We start from the raw sequence: 17,740 nt of genomic DNA, 5'->3' as shown, positions 1-17,740 counted from the left end.
ATACCGCCATATTATATGGCGGTACTGATTGGGAATTCGAACCCAATAGGTGAAGTTCGAATGAGTCGCACTCGAAATGCGACTTGTTTTAATCAAATCCGGGTTCGAATTCTATCTTTGAAGCGATACGCAATTGACATTTGCTATAGCTAATGCTATATTTTATTTATTGAGGTGAATTATAATGCCAATTGAAGAAATCCTTAAATCGATTCGCAAGGAGCTCAGTATTTCTCAAGAGCAACTTGCACGTGAGCTTAATATAAGCTATACAACCATAAATCGTTGGGAGAATTCTCACCGCACTCCCAGCCGTTTGGCGAAGATGCGACTTTTAGAATTTTGCATTTCACAAAGCGTATCTAAAGAAATCATTCATGCTTTGGAATGTTTATAGTATAGGGCATTTTAGATAAACTTTTCTTGGAGCGTAGAAATCGCGAAAGTTGAAAGCCTATATTACGTAACACCGTTGTTAGATAAGGAGAATGTGCTATGGCGAGAGCTGACTTGCTAAAAAAGCTCTTTGTAAGCCACAAAGCAGGCGATCATGAAGCCTTCTATAGGGTGGCTCAAGAGATTATAGAAGATGAGCGCAAAAAAAACCACGGCATTCTCGCCGATGAGTTAAAGCTCATTCTGAACGGTTCGGCGCAGCCGAAGCGTTCAGTTTCCACATATTCCGCAAATATTAATAAGGAGAAAGGTGAGGACGCGCGACTATTTGAGATCATATATCCAGAAAAGTATTTTTCTGATTTGATTGCATTGCCGCAAATGCAGCAGGAACTTGAACGAATTGTTCATGAATTTCAGAACTGGGATGTTCTTGTTAGTAATGGAGTAGCTCCAACAAAACGAATTCTTTTCTATGGTGCCCCTGGCTGTGGAAAGACTCTCGCAGCCCAAACACTTGCGTCTGAAATCGGCCTTCCAATGATATATGTGCGCTTTGATGCGGTGATTTCCTCATATCTTGGTGAGACGGCATCCAATCTCAGAAAAGTCTTTGATTTTGCTCGACAAGACAGCTATGTGGTTTTTTTTGATGAATTTGATGCCATAGCAAGGAGCCGAAACGATCCTTTTGAACACGGAGAGATAAAGCGCGTTGTAAATACTTTTTTACAGCAATTGGATAGCTTCAAGGGAAAATCATTGGTGATTGCTGCAACAAATTTTGAGCAGTCTTTAGATTATGCCATTTGGCGACGCTTTGACTGTACGTTGCGCTTTGATATGCCTACCAACGATGCAAAGATGCGGCTATTCTACTTGCGTCTTAAGTCTTTAGATGGAGCAAATCATATTTTTGCTGAATTCTTGAATGAAACGGATGGCTTCACTTACGCGGATGTAGAGCAGACTGCTAATTTTGTACGAAAACAATGTGTACTTGAAGGTAGGAAGATATACACAAAAAAAGATATTGAGCAAGCGGTACAACGGCAAAAGGAGAATGTTGCTTTGCGGAAAACCCAGTATTGAAACTGATATACGGAGGAGGAAATCGTTGTGGCTGATAGGATAGAAATTAAAAAGGAAGATTTATCTGCCTTATATGGACGATTCAGAAGAAATCCAAACCCGCCAAGACCTCCGGTCCGCCAGCCGAGTCAGCATGGTGGCAAGCTTAAACAAGATTGGGATACCACTGTGGCCGATATTAAAGCATCTCGAAGAGTGAGTAGCATTGATACAGATAACCTCATGGTACTGGAATTAGTTAGTGATGCCCTGTCGGCAACTTCGTTAGACAGGCTTCTCAGTATGTGCAATTTGTGGATTGTTGAAGAAGTGAAACTTCCCCAGTCCGAAAAATCCAAACTTGTTGTTCAATTTGAAGATGCCTCCGCTATGTCAACTTTTGAGAACGAGCGTTTATTATATATGCAAGACAGCTCTGAACGAGGCACTCTTGCTCCAGGTCAACGCAGAGAATTATTTGATTGCATTGAAGAAATACGCAAATTAAAGCGTGATGATCGTATCGGACAGAGACTTAAAAAGCACCTTGACTCTGGAAAGACGTTGGAAAATGGCTTCTTCTCTGTAAATATTGATGTTTGGTATAACGGTGACCGGGGTACAATTCTCGAAATTGAAGCGCAAATAAGGAGTGCACTGGGGACAGGTGGCAGTCAATTATTGGGTGATCTGTTTGAGTTGCAGACCCTCTTGCTTGGGCGCGCTAAAGTTAACGAATTTACTTTGAATGTGTTGTTGGATCTTGACATCATTGCATGCGTAGATTTCCCAATGGAAACAATACTTCATGACTATAGCGGGCTTTATGCTCAGGATTTTACACCAGTTGTCCATAACGATCTGGATGAAAATGCACCGCTTGCTACAGTTATAGATTCGGGAATTTTTTCTGGAAATCCTCTACTCTCAGCGATTATTGTAGGTGAGGAGGATTTTGATTTTACTGAAAATACGGCCTCTGATCTGAACGGACACGGAACTGGTGTGGCGGGAATCGTAGCATATGGAGATTTTTCTCATATATTTGATGAAAATCCGATTTTTAAACCATTAGTTCGGCTATGTAATGGGAAAGTGATGCACGACGATGGACAAGGTAACCCCGTATATTCAAAAGAAAAGCGTCCAGAACAAATAGTTAAAGAAGCAATTGAATACTTTAATGAACACTACCACTGTCGTGTTTTCAATCTTTCTTCAGGTGATTTGGATTATCTATATGCTGGTGGTAGACAATTGACTTGGGCGGGAATGCTCGACCAACTCGCACGGGATTTGGATATTGTTATTATTGTTAGCGCCGGAAACCAATACCCTGATCTGCCGGATTTCATTAGCCGTGATGACCTCTGCCAAAAAGTACGTAACCAGCTATTGAATCCAGCGCACCGCCTAATTGACCCCGCGACTGCGGCTTTAGCTGTTTCGGTTGGTTCAATTACCCGGGGTGCGACCCCAGATGTGCGAACAGGTATCACTGCTATTGCTGCGGGAAATGCTGGCATGATGTCAGTATTTACACGTGCAGGGAAAGGCGTCAATGACGCAGTGAAACCGGAATTTGTAGACTATGGCGGAAACTATTCTGTTAGCCAGATTACTCGTGGCACCAGTCGTTGGCGTACTAATGACAGGCTTATGATGGAACCGACTACAAATCATACAAATGATAAGTCTTTTAGAGGGTGGGTAGGAACCAGTTTTGCTGCACCCCATGTAACCCATTATGCTGCCAGATTGGAAAGATTATTGAAAGCACAAATAGATGAGGCACCTTCTGCAAATCTAATTCGTGCAATGCTTGCGAGCGCAGCTTGTTGTCCTGATGAGCTTCGCTCCTGGGCCGAGGATGCGGTCGATGCAAGCCATGTAGGTATAAGGGCACAGAAAGCTGAAAATCGTTTGCGGCTTATTGGTTATGGCAAAATTGATGATGAAGTCCTCTTCTCAACTGCCGATGACCCTAAGCATGTGACCCTTTTTGCAGAAGATGAGCTAACGCTGAGGTCACTGCATCTCTATAAAATTCCAGTGCCAACTGAGTTTATCAATGTAAAAGGAGCCAAAAGAATATCAATCGGCTTTGCCTACAACCCACCAACACGCATGAGCAGAAAAGAATATATTGCTAACTCTCTGTTTATTGAGGTATTCCGCAGAACTGATGCGGAAAAGCTTCTAAACTTTGCCCAGAAAAAAGAACATGGCTTAGAAGAAGATGCTGATACTGCTTTAGAAAACTTTCGGAAACAATATGGTGCGGCATTCGAACCCGGAAGTACCACAATTCAGAATAGTACGCTTCAACAACGGGTTTGGGCAAAGGGAAAAACGGGTGGAAAAGATTTACTTTGGGACGAGAATGAACCTTATATTTACATACTTATAACAGGAAAAGAACGATTCACCCATGCTGAAAAGGAAATACCACAGTCATACGCTCTTGCGGTAACATTTTCTTATGATGCAGAAGAAAATATTCTATTACATCAAAAAATAGCCGAAACTGTCAGCATTCGTAATCGTGTTGAGGAGCGTACTCGTATTCGTGAACGTATCCAAAATCAAGGATAATTTTTTTCAATCTCGGTGCTTTTGATTAAATATTTGCATAAACATTTTTCATTTAAAAACTGTTGGATTGTTGGTACCGTGAAAACAGATTCGATAGATTAAGGCATGGGCCCTATTTATAAAAGCCCATGCCTTGGTGTGGTAGCATTAATATTGTAAGTTGAAATAGCAAGCGGTGATAATATAGTGTTGATTAGATGCATTGTTGACGAAGCAATGGTGCCTGTGAGACCTGCGAAACCGCAGTACACGAAAAGTACACGGATCCTCTGCAACTCAAAAAATCTCCGAAATTAAGTGGGAATTTAGCGAATAATAGCACCAAAAAGTACTGAAAATAGTTGTGAAACCGAATCCGGAACAGAGTGGGAATAAACAATCGTCCGGATTGCTTTTCAAACGTCTCTCCGCCGACGGCAAAATTCCGGATTGACCGGGTTTCTCCCCCGCTCTCGGTTTCTCTGGCATCTATATTAAGCACAAGTTATAGCTCTGTCCTTACGGGTCTGCGCCTTGCGCGCAGACCCGCTTTATCTTCGCACAGGCTTCCCGTAAAGAAGCCGTTAATTTTTCGGCTGATATTTTTTCGATCTCTCCCTTCCGCGCCTTTTTTACAGCCCGGGTCGCTCAGCATCCCCTCCCATCCGCTCCGCCGGCCACCCCCTGTCGCAGAGGCGTTTGGCGGTCCGGTCCGTTTTTTTTGCATCCGGCGGGGTCGTCACAGCATCATTTCTTTGATTCTCCATAGACTATGTACCCATACAATCCCATCCAAAACGTCGGGGTCATCATTCCAAATCCACAATGACGGATGGCTTGCATCTTACGTAAAATGGGTGTAATGTGATAGGCACATTTTAAATGATTTCCTGCAACTGAGGGAGGTGCTCTTTTGGATAAGATCATTCAGGAATTGGTTGCAATCGACCGCCAGGCCCGGGAGGCGGTGCGCTCCGCCCAGCAGCGGAGCGAGGCGGAACGGGCTGAGATCGTCCGGGAGAAAGAGGCGCTCAGCGCCTGCTATCGCAAGCGGGCCGAGCAAAAGGCCCAGGCACTGGAAAAGGCCGCCGGCGAGGAGGCGGAGCGCAGCATCCTTCAGTTGGAAAAAGCGCACCAGACGTCGCTTCAGGACCTGGAGGATCGGTTTGACCGCCAGCGGCAGCAGTGGATCGACGAAATTGTAACGCGCTGTATCCAGCTGTGAAGGGGGCGCTGAAATGCTGACCTCCTTTTCCAGCAAGGCCATCATGACCAAGTGCAAGGCCATGTACGGCCAGCATCTGACGGTCCAGCAGTATCAGGACATGATGCACTGCTCCGGCGTCTCAGCCATCGCCTCCTATCTCAAGGAGGAACCGGCCTATCAGCAGGCCCTTGCCTCCGTCCGCCCCGACGCCGTCTACCGGGCCCAGTTGGAGCGGATGCTGCGGAAAAGCCGCCACGCCCAGTACGCAGGATTGATGCGCTATGACTTTTCTGCATCGGACAGCTTTTACCGCTGCCTGATGCGCCGGGGCGAAATCGAGCAGATACTGGAGCTGATCCGCCTGCTGAACGCCGGCTGTCCGGAGCGCTTTGCCAAACAGTACCCTGTCTTTTTGGAGCGCGGCGCAAGCTTTTCCTTTGAAGCTCTGGCCCAGGTCCGGGACTTTTCCCAGCTCCTTCGGGTTCTGGAGCGCACCTCCTACGCAAAGGCTCTGGCGCCCTTCCAGTCGGAGGGGCCGGATCAATCCATCGACTATACCGGCTGTGAAACCGCTCTGTACGCCGATTACTACCGCCGCCTGGAGCAAAGCGTGGACCAGCTTTTCCGGGGGCGGGTCCGCTCTCAGCTCCATGAGCTGATCGAGACCCATGTGGAGCTTATCAACATCCGCGCCATCTATCGGATGAAAACCTTCTTTCCCGAGGCGGGACCGGACCGGATCCGCGGGCTGCTGCTCCCCTCCTGGCGGCGGAGCAGCGGGATGGAGCAGCTCCTCAGCGCGCCCACAGCCGGAGAGTTTCGCACGGCGCTGAGCGAATCCCGCTACTGTCGATACTTCGGCCCCGACGACCTATCTGAGATCGACTATCGGGCCGACCGGGTGGAATACCACCTGGCCAGGCGCTTCATGCATTTCGCCTCCGACGCGCCCACGGCTTTCATGGCCTTTATGGTCCTGACCCAGCTGGAGCTGGAAAACATTGTAACCATCATCGAGGGAGTCCGATATGGAACCCCTCCGGAGGAGATTGCCTCCATGCTCATATTATAAGTTCCAGATTGGAAAGGCGGTGTAATTTTGTCCATTGAAAAAATGACGCTGGTGCAGCTGACCGGCAAGCTCCAGGTGTTGGACGAGGCTTTGCTGCGCCTTACGGAAATCCCCCGCTTCCACCCGGAGCAGCCCTTTCAGCTCTCCGGCAAGGTCAAAGGCTTTTCCCCCATTTCGCAGGAAAACCCCTACAAGCCGCTGCTGCAGCAGCTGACCGATCTGGCCCAGCTCACCGGATTTGAGCTGCGGCCAGACCCGGATTCCGCCTCGGCGCCGCCCTCCCCGGAGGAAATGCGAGCCTCCCTGTCCGCGCTGAAGGACCAGTTCGACAAGCTCTCCGACTACCGGAAAAAGCTCACCGGGTTCGCCGAGGAAAATAAAGACGCCCTTGCGCTTTTGGAGAGGCTTCAGACCCTGGACGCGGACGTGGACGACATATTCTCCTGCGAGTATGTGAAGGTCCGCTTCGGCCGGCTTCCCACAGACAGCTACCGGAAGTTGGATTACTATACCGATCAGCTTTTTGTCTTTGTCTCGCTGACTGAGGACGAGGAGTACTGCTACGGCTTCTATTTCACCACCGAGGAGGTGATCGCCGAGATCGACGACCTCTTTGCCTCCCTCTACTTTGAGCGGATTTGGGTGCCCAAAACCATCCACGGAACGCCGGAAGCTGCCAGGGAGAGCCTGGAGCGCAGCTTGGAGCAGACCAACCGGGATTTGGAGACGGTCAATGAGAAGCTCACCGAGATCATGATGCAGAACAGCAGCTTCATCCTTTCCGCCTATACCCGCCTTTCCGCGCTGAACCGTACCTTTGAATACCGCAAGTATGTGGGCGCCTACCACGACATGTTCCACATCACCGGATTCATCCCCACCGCGGATGAGCCCTTGTTTGCCGAGCGGTTTGCCGGGCTCGGCAACCTGAGCGTGGACTTCAGGCCCCACGACAGTGACCGGCGTTTTCAAACGCCCACCCTGTTGAAAAACAACTGGTTCTGCCGCCCTTTTGAGCTCTTCGTAGAGATGTACGGCATCCCCTCCTATGAAGAGCTGGATCCCACCGCCTTTCTGGCCCTCAGCTACACGCTGCTGTTCGGCATCATGTTCGGCGACCTTGGGCAGGGGCTCTGCATCGCTTTGTTGGGATTCTTCCTTGCCCGGTGCAAGGGGATGGAATTCGGCCGGATTTTAAGCCGCATCGGCCTTTCCTCCGCTCTGTTCGGCCTTCTTTACGGATCGGTGTTTGGGTTGGAAAACGCCCTGAACCCTCTCTATCACGCCTTGGGCTTTACGGAAAAGCCCATTGAAATCATGAGCCCCGTGACCATGAACAACCTGCTCTTCTTTGCCATCGGCTTGGGCGTGGTGCTGATCGTGGCCTCCATCTGCATGAACATCGTCTTGGGCCTGCGTGCCCACGACGTGGAACGGGCTTTCTTCTCTCAAAACGGCCTGGCGGGGCTTATCTTCTATGGGGCCGTACTCACCGGGGTGGTCTCCATGGTCATGGGCCGCAGCCTCTTTGGAAACCCCATTCTTCTCAGCCTGTGCATCCTGCCCATTCTGGTGATCTTTCTCAAAGAGCCGCTGGGGCGGCTGATTGCCGGCAGCCGCCCTCTGCCCCCTGGCGTAAGTCCCGGCGGCTTCTTGGTGGAGGGGTTCTTTGAGCTGCTGGAGGTGCTTTTGAGCTTTGTCACCAATACCATGTCCTTTCTGCGTGTGGGAGGCTTTGTCATCAGCCACGCCGGCATGATGGCGGTAGTCCTGACGCTGACTGAGATGATGCGGGGTTCGGGAAGCATTTTGACCTTCATCGGCGGAAATCTTTTTGTCATGGCCCTGGAGGGCTTTATCGTGGGCATTCAGGTCCTGCGCCTGGAGTTCTATGAGATGTTCAGCCACTACTTTGAGGGGCAGGGAATCCCCTTTGTGTCCATTGCCGCTGAGTCCCAGCGGCCATAACGGGCGTCTGCCCAAGAGATTTGGAGGAATTCAACATGAGTATTTGGTCGGTTGTTTTGATCTGTTCCCTTGTGATCGCCCCGCTGTGCGCGCCGATAGTGCCCCTTGCCCGGGGCCGCCTGAGCGCCAAATCCGCCCGGCGCAGGATTGTCATGAACCTGTGCACCTTTGCTTTCGTGTGCCTCTGCGGCGTCGTACTGCCCATGACCGGCTTTGCCGCCGAGCCGGCAGCGGCCGCCGCGGACTCCGCGGCTTTCTCCATCGCCGGCACCACCGCCCAGGGCCTGGGCTTCCTGGCCGCCGCCCTCTCCACCGGCCTTTCGGCCCTTGGCGCGGGCATCGCCGTGGCCGCCGCAGCCCCCGCCGCCATCGGAGCGGTCAGTGAAAACACGAAATCCTTCGGCAAGGCCATTATCTTCGTGGTGTTGGGCGAGGGCATCGCCATCTACGGCCTGCTCATCTCCATCCTGATTATCAACCGCCTGTAAGAGGCTTTACAATGAAATTCTTTTTAATCAGCGACAATATGGATACCCAGATGGGCATGCGCCTGGCCGGGATTGAAGGCGTCGTGGTCCATCAGGCGGACGAGGTGGAGCAGGCGCTCAGCCAGGCCGTACAGGACCCGGACATCGGCATTGTGCTTGTGACGGCCAAGCTTGTCTCGCTCTGCTCCGCGCTGATCAACGAGCGCAAGCGGAACTACAAACGCCCTTTGATCGTGGAAATTCCCGATCGCCACGGGGAGGATGTGGGGGCCGCTCTGGAGCGGTACATCGGCGAATCTCTGGGCATCAAACTGTAGGGAGGAGTTCACATGAAAGCGTCTCAGCGGGATATTCAAAAAAAGCGTGAGCAGTTCCGCCAGAGCATCATGCGTCAGGCCGACGCGCGGATCGCCAAAATCGACGCGGAACTGGAGTCCTTCCGCGCCGCTGAGTTGGGCAAATGCAAGGACGACGCCCGGGGGAACTCCCACCACATGTTGGATGAGGAGCGGCTCCGGATTGAGCATGAAGCGGGTCAGAGGGTCTCGGTCCGTCGGAACAAGCTGCGCCGCCAGCTCTATGAGCGCCGCTCCCAGCTCACCGACGAGCTCTTCTCCCAGGCCAGAGAGCGGCTGAGCGCCTTTGCCGCCGGCCCGGATTACGCAGCCTATCTCCGCAGGAAGGCCGGCGCGGCCGCCGGCCTCCGGCGCAGTGGGGAGGAAGTAGTGCTCCAGGTGCGAGCGGAGGACCTCCGGTACGAAAAAGAGCTGATCCAGGCCTGCGGCGCACCCTGCCGCGTGGAGGCGGCGGGCGCCATTGCACTGGGCGGGCTGCTTGTCTCTCTGCCCGGGAGCGGCAGAGCCGCCGATGAAACGCTGGACTCGGCCCTGGAGGCCCAGCGCCAGTGGTTTTACGAAACTTCGGAACTTTTCCTTGGCCCGGGAGGTGATCAGCTGTGAATGAAGTGTATTCCATCAACGGCCCGGTGGTCACCGTCCGGGGCGCCACATCCCTGAAAATGCTGGAGATGGTCTATGTGGGCCGGCGGCGGCTCATCGGCGAGGTCATCGGCATCACCCGGGAGAAGACCACCATCCAGGTATATGAATCCACCACCGGTCTGACTCCCGGCGAGCCTGTGGAGTCCACCGGCTCGCCCCTTTGCGCCACTCTGGGTCCCGGAATCCTCTCCAATATCTATGATGGGATCGAGCGGCCCCTGATGGAGCTAATGCGCACCTCCGGCGCCGTGATCGACGTGGGCTCCAGCCTGAGCGCCCTCAATGAACAGCGCCAATGGCAGGTGAGCGTGAAGGTCCGTGAGGGCCAGCGCCTCTCCCCGGGCCAGGTCTATGCCGTCCTGCCGGAGACGCCGCTCATTGAGCACCGCTGTCTCGTGCCCCCCGGCCTCTGCGGCACGGTGACCTTCGCGGCCCGGGACGGCCTCTGCCGCGTCAACGACGTGGTGGTACGCCTCAGGGAGGAATCAGGCCGGGAGCGTGAGCTGAGCCTATGCCAAAAGTGGCCCATCCGCACGCCCCGTCCGGCGGCGGAGCGGCTGCCCATCTCCGTGCCCCTCATCACCGGGCAGCGGATCATCGACACCCTTTTCCCCATCGCCAAGGGCGGGACCGCGGCCATCCCGGGGGGCTTCGGCACCGGGAAGACCATGACCCAGCACCAGCTGGCCAAATGGTGCGACGCGGACATCATCGTCTATGTGGGCTGCGGCGAACGGGGCAACGAGATGACCCAGGTGCTGGAGGAGTTCAGTGCGCTCATCGACCCCAAATCCGGCCAGCCCCTGACCGCGCGCACGGTCCTGATCGCCAACACCTCCAACATGCCGGTGGCGGCCCGGGAGGCCTCCATCTACACCGGCATCACTTTGGCGGAGTACTATCGGGACATGGGCTACCACGTGGCCATCATGGCCGACTCCACCTCCCGCTGGGCCGAGGCGCTGCGGGAGATATCCGGCCGTCTGGAGGAGATGCCCGCCGAGGAGGGCTTCCCCGCCTATCTGCCCAGCCGCATCTCCCAGTTCTATGAGCGGGCCGGTCTGGTCAGGACCCTTGGCGGCCAGGAGGCCTCCGTGTCCATCATCGGCGCCGTCTCGCCCCAGGGCGCGGACTTTTCAGAACCGGTGACCCAGAACACAAAGCGCTTTGTGCGCTGCTTCTGGGCCTTGGACAAATCCCTGGCCTACAACCGCCATTACCCAGCCATCAACTGGAACGAGAGCTACAGCGAATATGTGGAGGACCTCTCTCAGTGGTATGCCCAGCACGCGGGCCGCCAGTTCATGGCCCGCCGCCAGGAGCTGATGGGCCTTTTGCACGAGGAGAACAAGCTGATGGAAATTGTCCGGCTGATCGGCTCCGACGTCCTGCCGGACGACCAGAAGCTGATCATCGAGATCGCCAAGCTGATCCGCACCGGCTTTTTGCAGCAGAACGCCTATCACAAGGAGGACACCTATGTGCCGCTGAGCAAGCAGCTGCGGATGATGGAGGTCATACTGCACCTCTACCACGGTGTCCTGGAAGCCATCTCCGGAAAGGGCGCCGAGCCCCACGCCGTGGCCCTCTCCGAGGTGCTGGAGTCCGGCATCTTCAGCCGCCTTTCCAAGATGAAATACGAGGTGCCCAACGACCATCCGGAGCAGTTCGACCGCTATGACCAGGACATCGACCAGGTCCTGTCAGCGCTGTGACGGGAGGGAGACAAATGAGCATTGATTTGACCGGCCTGAGCGAGATCAACGGCCCTCTGGTGGCGCTGGACGGCGTCACCGGCGCGGGCTTCGACGAAATGGTCCGCCTGCGGCTGAGCGACGGGAGCATCCGCTCGGGGCGGGTGGTGCAGATTGAGGGTGAGCGCTGCATCATCCAGGTGTTTGAAGGTACAAACGACTTGGGGCTGAGCGGCGTCCATGTGTCCATGACGGGTCATCCCATGGAGCTTGCGCTATCTCCGGAGCTGCCCGGCCGCATTTTTGATGGCGCCGGCCGTCCCATCGACGGCCTGGGGCCCCTCTTCTCCGAAAAGAAGGCCGATATCAACGGCCTGCCCCTGAACCCCGTGGCCCGGGTCTATCCCCAGGACTATATCCACACCGGCATTTCCTCCATCGACTGCTTGATGACCCTGATCCGCGGGCAGAAGCTGCCCATCTTCTCCGGTCCCGGCATGCAGCACAACAAGTTAGCCGTCCAGATCGTGCGCCAGGCGCGCCTGGCCAAAGCCGACGGCACCCGCTTCGGCATCGTCTTCGCCGCCATCGGCGTAAAAAACGACGTGGCCGACTACTTCCGCCGCTCCTTTGAAGAGGCGGGTGTGATGGACCGGACCACCATGTTTTTGAACCTCTCCAACGACCCCATCATCGAGCGGATCCTGACGCCCCGCTGTGCCCTGACCGCCGCGGAGTACCTTGCCTTCGAGTTGGGCATGCACATCCTTGTCATCATGACCGACGTCACCGCCTACTGCGAGGCTCTGCGGGAGTTCTCCTCCTCCAAGGGTGAGATCCCCGGGCGAAAGGGCTACCCCGGCTACCTGTACTCCGACCTGGCCTCCCTCTATGAGCGGGCCGGCATTGTCAAGGGCGCTTCCGGCTCCGTCACCCAGATTCCCATTCTCACCATGCCCAACGACGACATCACCCATCCGGTTCCCGACCTGACCGGCTATATCACCGAGGGCCAGATCGTGCTGGACCGCTCTTTGGACGCCACCGGCGTCTATCCCCCCGTGGCGGTGCTCCCCTCCCTGTCCCGCCTCATGAAGGACGGCATCGGCGAGGGCTATACCCGGGCTGATCACGCCTCCGTCTCCAACCAGCTGTTCGCCGCCTACGCCCATGTCCAGGATACCCGGTCCCTTGCTTCGGTGATCGGCGCGGAGGACCTCTCTCTTGTGGATCAGCAGTACCTGAAGTTCGGCACGGCCTTTGAGCGCCACTTCATCACCCAGCGCTTTGACGAAAGCCGCACCATGGATGAAACGCTGGACCTGGGGTGGACCCTTTTGTCCCTTCTTCCCAAAAGCGAGTTGGACCGGGTGGACAATGAGATGCTGGAGGCACACTATCACCCCGACGAAGCCCAGTCCCTCCTGGATCAAAGGGGTGAGGAGCTGTGAGCCAGCAGATTTTTGCCACCAAGGGCAATCTGATCGCCGCGAAAAAATCACTTGCCCTCTCCTCCATGGGCTTTGACCTTCTGGACCGAAAGCGCAACGTGCTGATCCGGGAGATGATGTCGCTGTTGGACCAGTCCAGGCAGCTGCGCCGGGAGATCGGCTCCACCTATCAGCAGGCCTACGAGGCCCTGGCCAAGGCCAATCAGACACTGGGTTCGGTGGGCGATCTGGCACAGGCCGCTCCGGTGGATCACGGCATCGGGCGCATCCGCTTTCGCAGCGTAATGGGCGTGGATATCCCCATTGTGGAATATGAGGAGCCGCAGCGCACCCTCTCCTATGGGCTTCACCAGAGCAACTCCCTGCTGGACAATGCCTATTGCCGCTTCTGCGAGGCCAAACGGATGACCGCTCTTCTGGCGGAGGTGGAGAACAGCGCCTTTCGCCTGGCACAGGCCATTGTCAAGACCCAGCGCAGGGCCAACGCGCTGAAAAACGTGAGCATCCCCACCCTGGAATCCACGGTGAAATTCATCACCGACGCTCTTGAGGAAAAAGAGCGGGAGGAGTTCTCCCGCCTGAAGGTGATCAAGCGGCAGAAGCAGGCCCAGCGCCCAGATTGAATCCAATACGGCAGCCTCCGGAAAAATCGGAGGCTGCCGTTATCCTTATCTGTGTATCTTAACGTGTTTTTCATTCAAATAATATAGGCCTCCCTGAATAAAAGCTGCAATCAAACAGCAACTTATTTTTTATTTCTTCCTATCCAATAACAGCCCGCGCCAATTACCGCTGCTAAAAATTCAATTCCTTTTAAGTACATGTCGTATTGTGTCCATCCGATCACCGGACCGGACAAACAGTAAAGCAGCAAAAATACAGCAACTGTGATAATTGCCCTTACAGCGGTGTTGTTCATGTTGCCATCCCCCATACAGAATTCCTTCATCACATTTTGTGCCGCAACGTATTCTACCAGAAAAGAACTTGTTTTTTAAGCTGTGGATCATCGCCTGAACTCATAAGTCCCACAAACAGAGTATGCGGAAGCTGCCGAACTCTCTTGCGAAAAGCGGTGCATCTATGGTAGGATATCCCTATTAAAATACTAAGGAGGACTGCAATGAAGCAGGACATGATTGTCATTTTGGACCTGGGCAGCGAGGAAAACCCCCGTCTTGCCCGTGAAATTCGCTCTCTTGGCGTTTACAGCGAAATTCACCCCCACGATCTCACCTTGGAGGAGCTCAAGGCCCTCCCCAACGTAAAGGGCGTGATCCTCAACGGCGGCCCCAACCGGGTGGTGGACGGCGTCACCATCGACGTCTCGGCGGACCTTCTCAACTGCGGCCTGCCGGTTCTCTCCGCCGACCACAAGGGGGAGGCCCCCTGGAGCGCCGACGAATCGGAGCGGAAGAAGGCCCTCTCCAACTTTGTCTTCCACACCTGCGGCGCCGAGGCCAACTGGACCATGGACAACTTCATTGCCGACCAAGTGGAGCTGATCCGCCGCCAGGTGGGCGATCAGAAGGTGCTGTTGGCTCTCAGCGGCGGCGTGGACTCCTCCGTGGTGGCCGCCCTGCTCATCAAGGCCATCGGCAAGCAGCTCACCTGCGTCCACGTGAACCACGGCCTGCTCCGCAAGGGCGAACCCGAGCAGGTGATCGAGGTCTTCCGCCACCAGATGGACGCCAATCTGGTCTATGTGGACGCTGTGGACCGCTTTTTGGACAAGCTTGCCGGCGTGGACGACCCGGAGCGCAAGCGCAAGATCATCGGCGCAGAGTTTATCCGCGTTTTCGAGGAAGAGGCCCGGAAGCTGGACGGCATCCGCTTCTTAGGCCAGGGAACCATTTATCCCGACATCATTGAAAGCGGCACCAAGACCGTCAAGGCGGTCAAGTCCCACCACAACGTGGGCGGCCTGCCGGAGGATCTGGATTTCGCCCTGGTGGAGCCTTTGAAGATGCTCTTTAAGGACGAGGTCCGCGCCTGCGGCAAGGCCCTGGGCCTGCCGGATTCCATGGTCTACCGCCAGCCCTTCCCCGGCCCCGGCCTGGGAGTGCGCTGCCTGGGCGCCATCACCCGGGACCGCCTGGAGGCGGTGCGGGAATCCGACGCCATTTTGCGGGAGGAATTTGCCAACGCCGGCCTGGAGGGCAAGGTGTGGCAGTATTTCACCGTGGTGCCCGACTTTAAGTCCGTGGGCGTGCGGGACGGCGTGCGGACCTTCGACTGGCCGGTGATCCTGCGGGCCGTAAATACCGTGGACGCCATGACCGCCACGGTGGAGGATGTGCCCTTCTCCCTTCTCCAGAAGATCACCCGGCGCATCACCAGCGAGGTGGCGGGCGTCAACCGCTGCCTCTACGACCTGACGCCGAAGCCCTCCGGCACCATTGAATGGGAATGAAGTCCGAAAGGGTGCAAACCCGCATGAATACAGGCTTTTTCCGTCACTGCCGCCCTTGATACCGGATTGATATGATTTGCGTCGGCCCGGTATGTGCAAGGGGAATCGTCACAAAAGGACAAAAAAGCCGCCCTGCTGAACTTTTCGTTCAGCAGGGCGGCTTTTTTTATTTTACGCCAAGTGATATATACCCGGGCGGAGGAGAACAGCGCCCATCTATCTGACCGCTTAATGGAGGCGGAGACCAGGGCCCTGCGGCGGATCTCCGCCGGCTTTGAGCGGGTGAAGCGGGCCTTTGGCCCCCGGGAGGCAGAAGTCGTGGAGGTCGCCAAACAGCGGGAGCAGGCAGGAAATCCCGGAAACGGCCCCGGCGCTCCTTCAGTCAAACGAAAGGCAAGGAAAGTGGATTTATGGCCCCCCTTATGATATACTATTTGTAAACAACAGAGTGGCAAATCGGAAGTTAAACGGGGGTAATTTTGATGGATGTCATTTTTGCATTGAGCCTGTTTTGGTCAATCTATGGAATTGCTGGCGTATTTGGATTTCAAATTATACCAGTTAAATACAGGGGACACGACTGGACAGAGTCCTATATTCACAGTCAAGGGGTGTCATGGTTGCTGCTTGGAGTTCCCTGGCTTATATTGAACAGGGCTGTGGCTTATTTCTCCGCTGATGTCAGTACCGCTACACTATGCCTACTATTGTCTGCACTTGCAGTGCCATCCATACTATTCTCATTTGTCAACGATAGCAAGTATAAGTCCATGCTTAAAAGTATGAAAAGTGAATAAGTGCAGTTCCGGTCTATCAGGTGGATGCCAACCCCAGCGTAGGCCGTCAGGTTTGTCAGGTCGGCCGCGCTTCCCAGCGCACGCTGCCTGTTTGTGTGCATCATCTCCTCCGTCCCTCCTCCGGTATCTGCTTTTCAAGGCAGATTATCCGAATTAACTCTATATTTCCTATTGACAAACTATGATTTATGTTGTATGCTCCCTGTAACCTGTTTGAAAGGTTGGTATTTGAATGGACCGCTCATTTTCCATGCTCCGGCCTGCTTTTCCGCGCCGGATGGGCCGATGTCCCTGTCAAAGGAGTTCATGCGCCCATATATTTGATTTGACAGGGAGAGATTACTATGAATCACATTTATACATCCGTGGACCAGCTGATCGGCAGGACACCGCTGCTGGAGCTGACCCATATAGAGCGGGAATTGAAGCTGGAGGCCCGCATCCTTGGAAAGCTGGAGTACTTTAATCCGGCGGGATCTGTAAAAGACCGGGTGGCAAAGGCCATGATCGACAATGCGGAGGCAGACGGGCGGCTGAAAAGCGGATCCGTCATCATCGAGCCCACCTCCGGCAACACCGGCGTCGCCCTGGCCTCTGTGGCAGCTGCAAGAGGCTACCGCATCCTCCTTGTTATGCCGGAGACCATGAGCGTGGAGCGCCGGCAGCTGATGAAGGCCTATGGCGCGGAGGTCATCCTCTCCGATGGGGCCAAGGGAATGAACGGCGCCATTGCCAGGGCCGAGGAGCTGGCCAAATCCATTCCAAACAGCTTTCTTCCCGGCCAGTTTACCAACCCGGCCAACCCGGCCGTCCACCAATCCACCACCGGCCCGGAAATCTGGGAAGATACGGACGGCGCAGTGGATATCTTCGTATCCGGCATCGGCACCGGCGGCACCATCACCGGCGCGGGACAGTATCTCAAGTCCAAAAACTCCGCTGTCCGGGTGGTGGCGGTGGAACCCGCCGCTTCTCCGGTGCTCACCGGGGGTACGGCGGGACCCCATAAAATCCAGGGCATCGGCGCGGGATTTGTGCCGGACGTGCTGAACACATCCATCTATGACGAAGTCCTTCCGGTGGAGAATGAGGATGCCTTTTCCACGGTTCGGCTCATCGGCCGCAGGGAGGGCGTGCTGGTAGGCATCTCCTCCGGTGCGGCGGTCTGGGCCGCCATCCAGCTGGCCAGGCGTCCGGAGAACCGGTTCAAAACCATTGTGGCCTTGCTGCCCGATACCGGTGAGCGGTATCTCTCCACCCCCCTCTTTTCCGAATAACCGCCTTTTCAGGAAAAGGCGCCCCGCCAAAAGCGATGCAGAAGGCCCCGATCAACTGATCGGGGCCTTCTGCATCGCCACGCGCCAACCTGTGCGCCTGCAGCGGGGCAATAATTAAGGCATGGACCATCCGGCTGGCGCATAAACTTTTATGGTAAAAATCATTTTGAAAATAATTTTTCTTTTGAATATTTTTTGGTGATTTCTTAGCGCTTTGTCATCAACTTAAAAATAGTTTTCGCATTGAATCCAGTATTTCCCACTTTTAGTGCCGTTTTTTACCTTTTTATTCATAATGCCTTATTTCTCCCCTTTTTTTCTTTTACTATTG

The 17,740-nt window shown here is 54.7% G+C and carries 16 protein-coding genes; 15 read left to right on the top strand and 1 reads right to left on the bottom strand.

The window, feature by feature from the left end; translation table 11 throughout:
* Positions 1-184: 184 nt before the first annotated feature.
* From KQI82_RS03900 to KQI82_RS03845, 12 genes are all read left to right on the top strand, one after another.
* Positions 185-397, top strand: a complete 213-nt coding sequence (locus KQI82_RS03900) for a helix-turn-helix domain-containing protein (RefSeq protein WP_216559005.1) — start codon at positions 185-187, stop codon at positions 395-397.
* 98 nt (positions 398-495) lie between these two features.
* Positions 496-1,488 carry an AAA family ATPase gene (locus KQI82_RS03895; protein ID WP_216559003.1) on the top strand — a complete coding sequence of 331 codons (993 nt, stop codon included), beginning with the start codon at positions 496-498 and terminating at the stop codon, positions 1,486-1,488.
* A gap of 27 nt (positions 1,489-1,515) precedes the next feature.
* Positions 1,516-4,062, top strand: a complete 2,547-nt coding sequence (locus tag KQI82_RS03890) for a S8 family peptidase (protein WP_338148942.1) — start codon at positions 1,516-1,518, stop codon at positions 4,060-4,062.
* Positions 4,063-4,954: 892 nt separating this feature from the next.
* Positions 4,955-5,266 carry a hypothetical protein gene (locus KQI82_RS03885; RefSeq protein WP_216559001.1) on the top strand — a complete coding sequence of 104 codons (312 nt, stop codon included), beginning with the start codon at positions 4,955-4,957 and terminating at the stop codon, positions 5,264-5,266.
* A 13-nt stretch (positions 5,267-5,279) separates the two neighbouring features.
* Positions 5,280-6,320 carry a V-type ATPase subunit gene (locus KQI82_RS03880; RefSeq protein ID WP_216558998.1) on the top strand — a complete coding sequence of 347 codons (1,041 nt, stop codon included), beginning with the start codon at positions 5,280-5,282 and terminating at the stop codon, positions 6,318-6,320.
* A gap of 27 nt (positions 6,321-6,347) precedes the next feature.
* Positions 6,348-8,288 carry a V-type ATP synthase subunit I gene (locus KQI82_RS03875; protein ID WP_216558995.1) on the top strand — a complete coding sequence of 647 codons (1,941 nt, stop codon included), beginning with the start codon at positions 6,348-6,350 and terminating at the stop codon, positions 8,286-8,288.
* Positions 8,289-8,323: 35 nt separating this feature from the next.
* Positions 8,324-8,776 (top strand): ATP synthase subunit C, encoded by a 453-nt coding sequence (locus KQI82_RS03870; RefSeq protein WP_241426606.1) that lies wholly within the window; start codon positions 8,324-8,326, stop codon positions 8,774-8,776.
* Between the two features lie 11 nt (positions 8,777-8,787).
* Positions 8,788-9,093, top strand: coding sequence for a V-type ATP synthase subunit F (locus tag KQI82_RS03865; RefSeq protein WP_187332450.1), 306 nt, complete (start codon positions 8,788-8,790; stop codon positions 9,091-9,093).
* 12 nt (positions 9,094-9,105) lie between these two features.
* Positions 9,106-9,735, top strand: a complete 630-nt coding sequence (locus KQI82_RS03860; protein WP_216558993.1) for a V-type ATP synthase subunit E — start codon at positions 9,106-9,108, stop codon at positions 9,733-9,735.
* Positions 9,732-11,492 (top strand): V-type ATP synthase subunit A, encoded by a 1,761-nt coding sequence (locus KQI82_RS03855; protein WP_216558991.1) that lies wholly within the window; start codon positions 9,732-9,734, stop codon positions 11,490-11,492. Before KQI82_RS03860 ends, KQI82_RS03855 begins: the two co-directional genes overlap by 4 nt.
* Positions 11,493-11,506: 14 nt before the next feature.
* Complete coding sequence (locus KQI82_RS03850; RefSeq protein ID WP_216558988.1) at positions 11,507-12,922, top strand: V-type ATP synthase subunit B; 1,416 nt, start codon at positions 11,507-11,509, stop codon at positions 12,920-12,922.
* Positions 12,919-13,545 carry a V-type ATP synthase subunit D gene (locus tag KQI82_RS03845; RefSeq protein WP_216558985.1) on the top strand — a complete coding sequence of 209 codons (627 nt, stop codon included), beginning with the start codon at positions 12,919-12,921 and terminating at the stop codon, positions 13,543-13,545. Before KQI82_RS03850 ends, KQI82_RS03845 begins: the two co-directional genes overlap by 4 nt.
* Before the next feature lie 122 nt (positions 13,546-13,667).
* On the opposite strand, the gene KQI82_RS03840 is transcribed toward KQI82_RS03845, so the two are convergent.
* On the bottom strand, positions 13,668-13,841 hold the full coding sequence (locus tag KQI82_RS03840) for a hypothetical protein (protein ID WP_241426605.1): 174 nt from the start codon (positions 13,839-13,841) through the stop codon (positions 13,668-13,670).
* 204 nt (positions 13,842-14,045) lie between these two features.
* Between KQI82_RS03840 and guaA the strand changes: the two genes are divergently transcribed.
* The 3 genes from guaA to cysK all read left to right on the top strand — a co-directional run bounded on the left by guaA (position 14,046) and on the right by cysK (position 17,409).
* Positions 14,046-15,335: a glutamine-hydrolyzing GMP synthase gene (gene guaA, locus KQI82_RS03835; protein WP_216558979.1), complete on the top strand. Its 1,290-nt coding sequence runs from the start codon at positions 14,046-14,048 to the stop codon at positions 15,333-15,335.
* A 180-nt stretch (positions 15,336-15,515) separates the two neighbouring features.
* Positions 15,516-15,761, top strand: a complete 246-nt coding sequence (locus KQI82_RS03830) for a hypothetical protein (RefSeq protein ID WP_216558976.1) — start codon at positions 15,516-15,518, stop codon at positions 15,759-15,761.
* A gap of 715 nt (positions 15,762-16,476) precedes the next feature.
* Positions 16,477-17,409, top strand: coding sequence for a cysteine synthase A (cysK, locus tag KQI82_RS03825; RefSeq protein ID WP_216558973.1), 933 nt, complete (start codon positions 16,477-16,479; stop codon positions 17,407-17,409).
* Positions 17,410-17,740 lie beyond the last annotated feature (331 nt).

The organism is Dysosmobacter acutus, from assembly GCF_018919205.1.
In the GTDB taxonomy this organism is placed as follows: domain Bacteria; phylum Bacillota; class Clostridia; order Oscillospirales; family Oscillospiraceae; genus Oscillibacter; species Oscillibacter acutus.
Note: the sequence above shows the minus strand (reverse complement) of the source record. Positions and strands in the feature narration are given on the sequence as shown.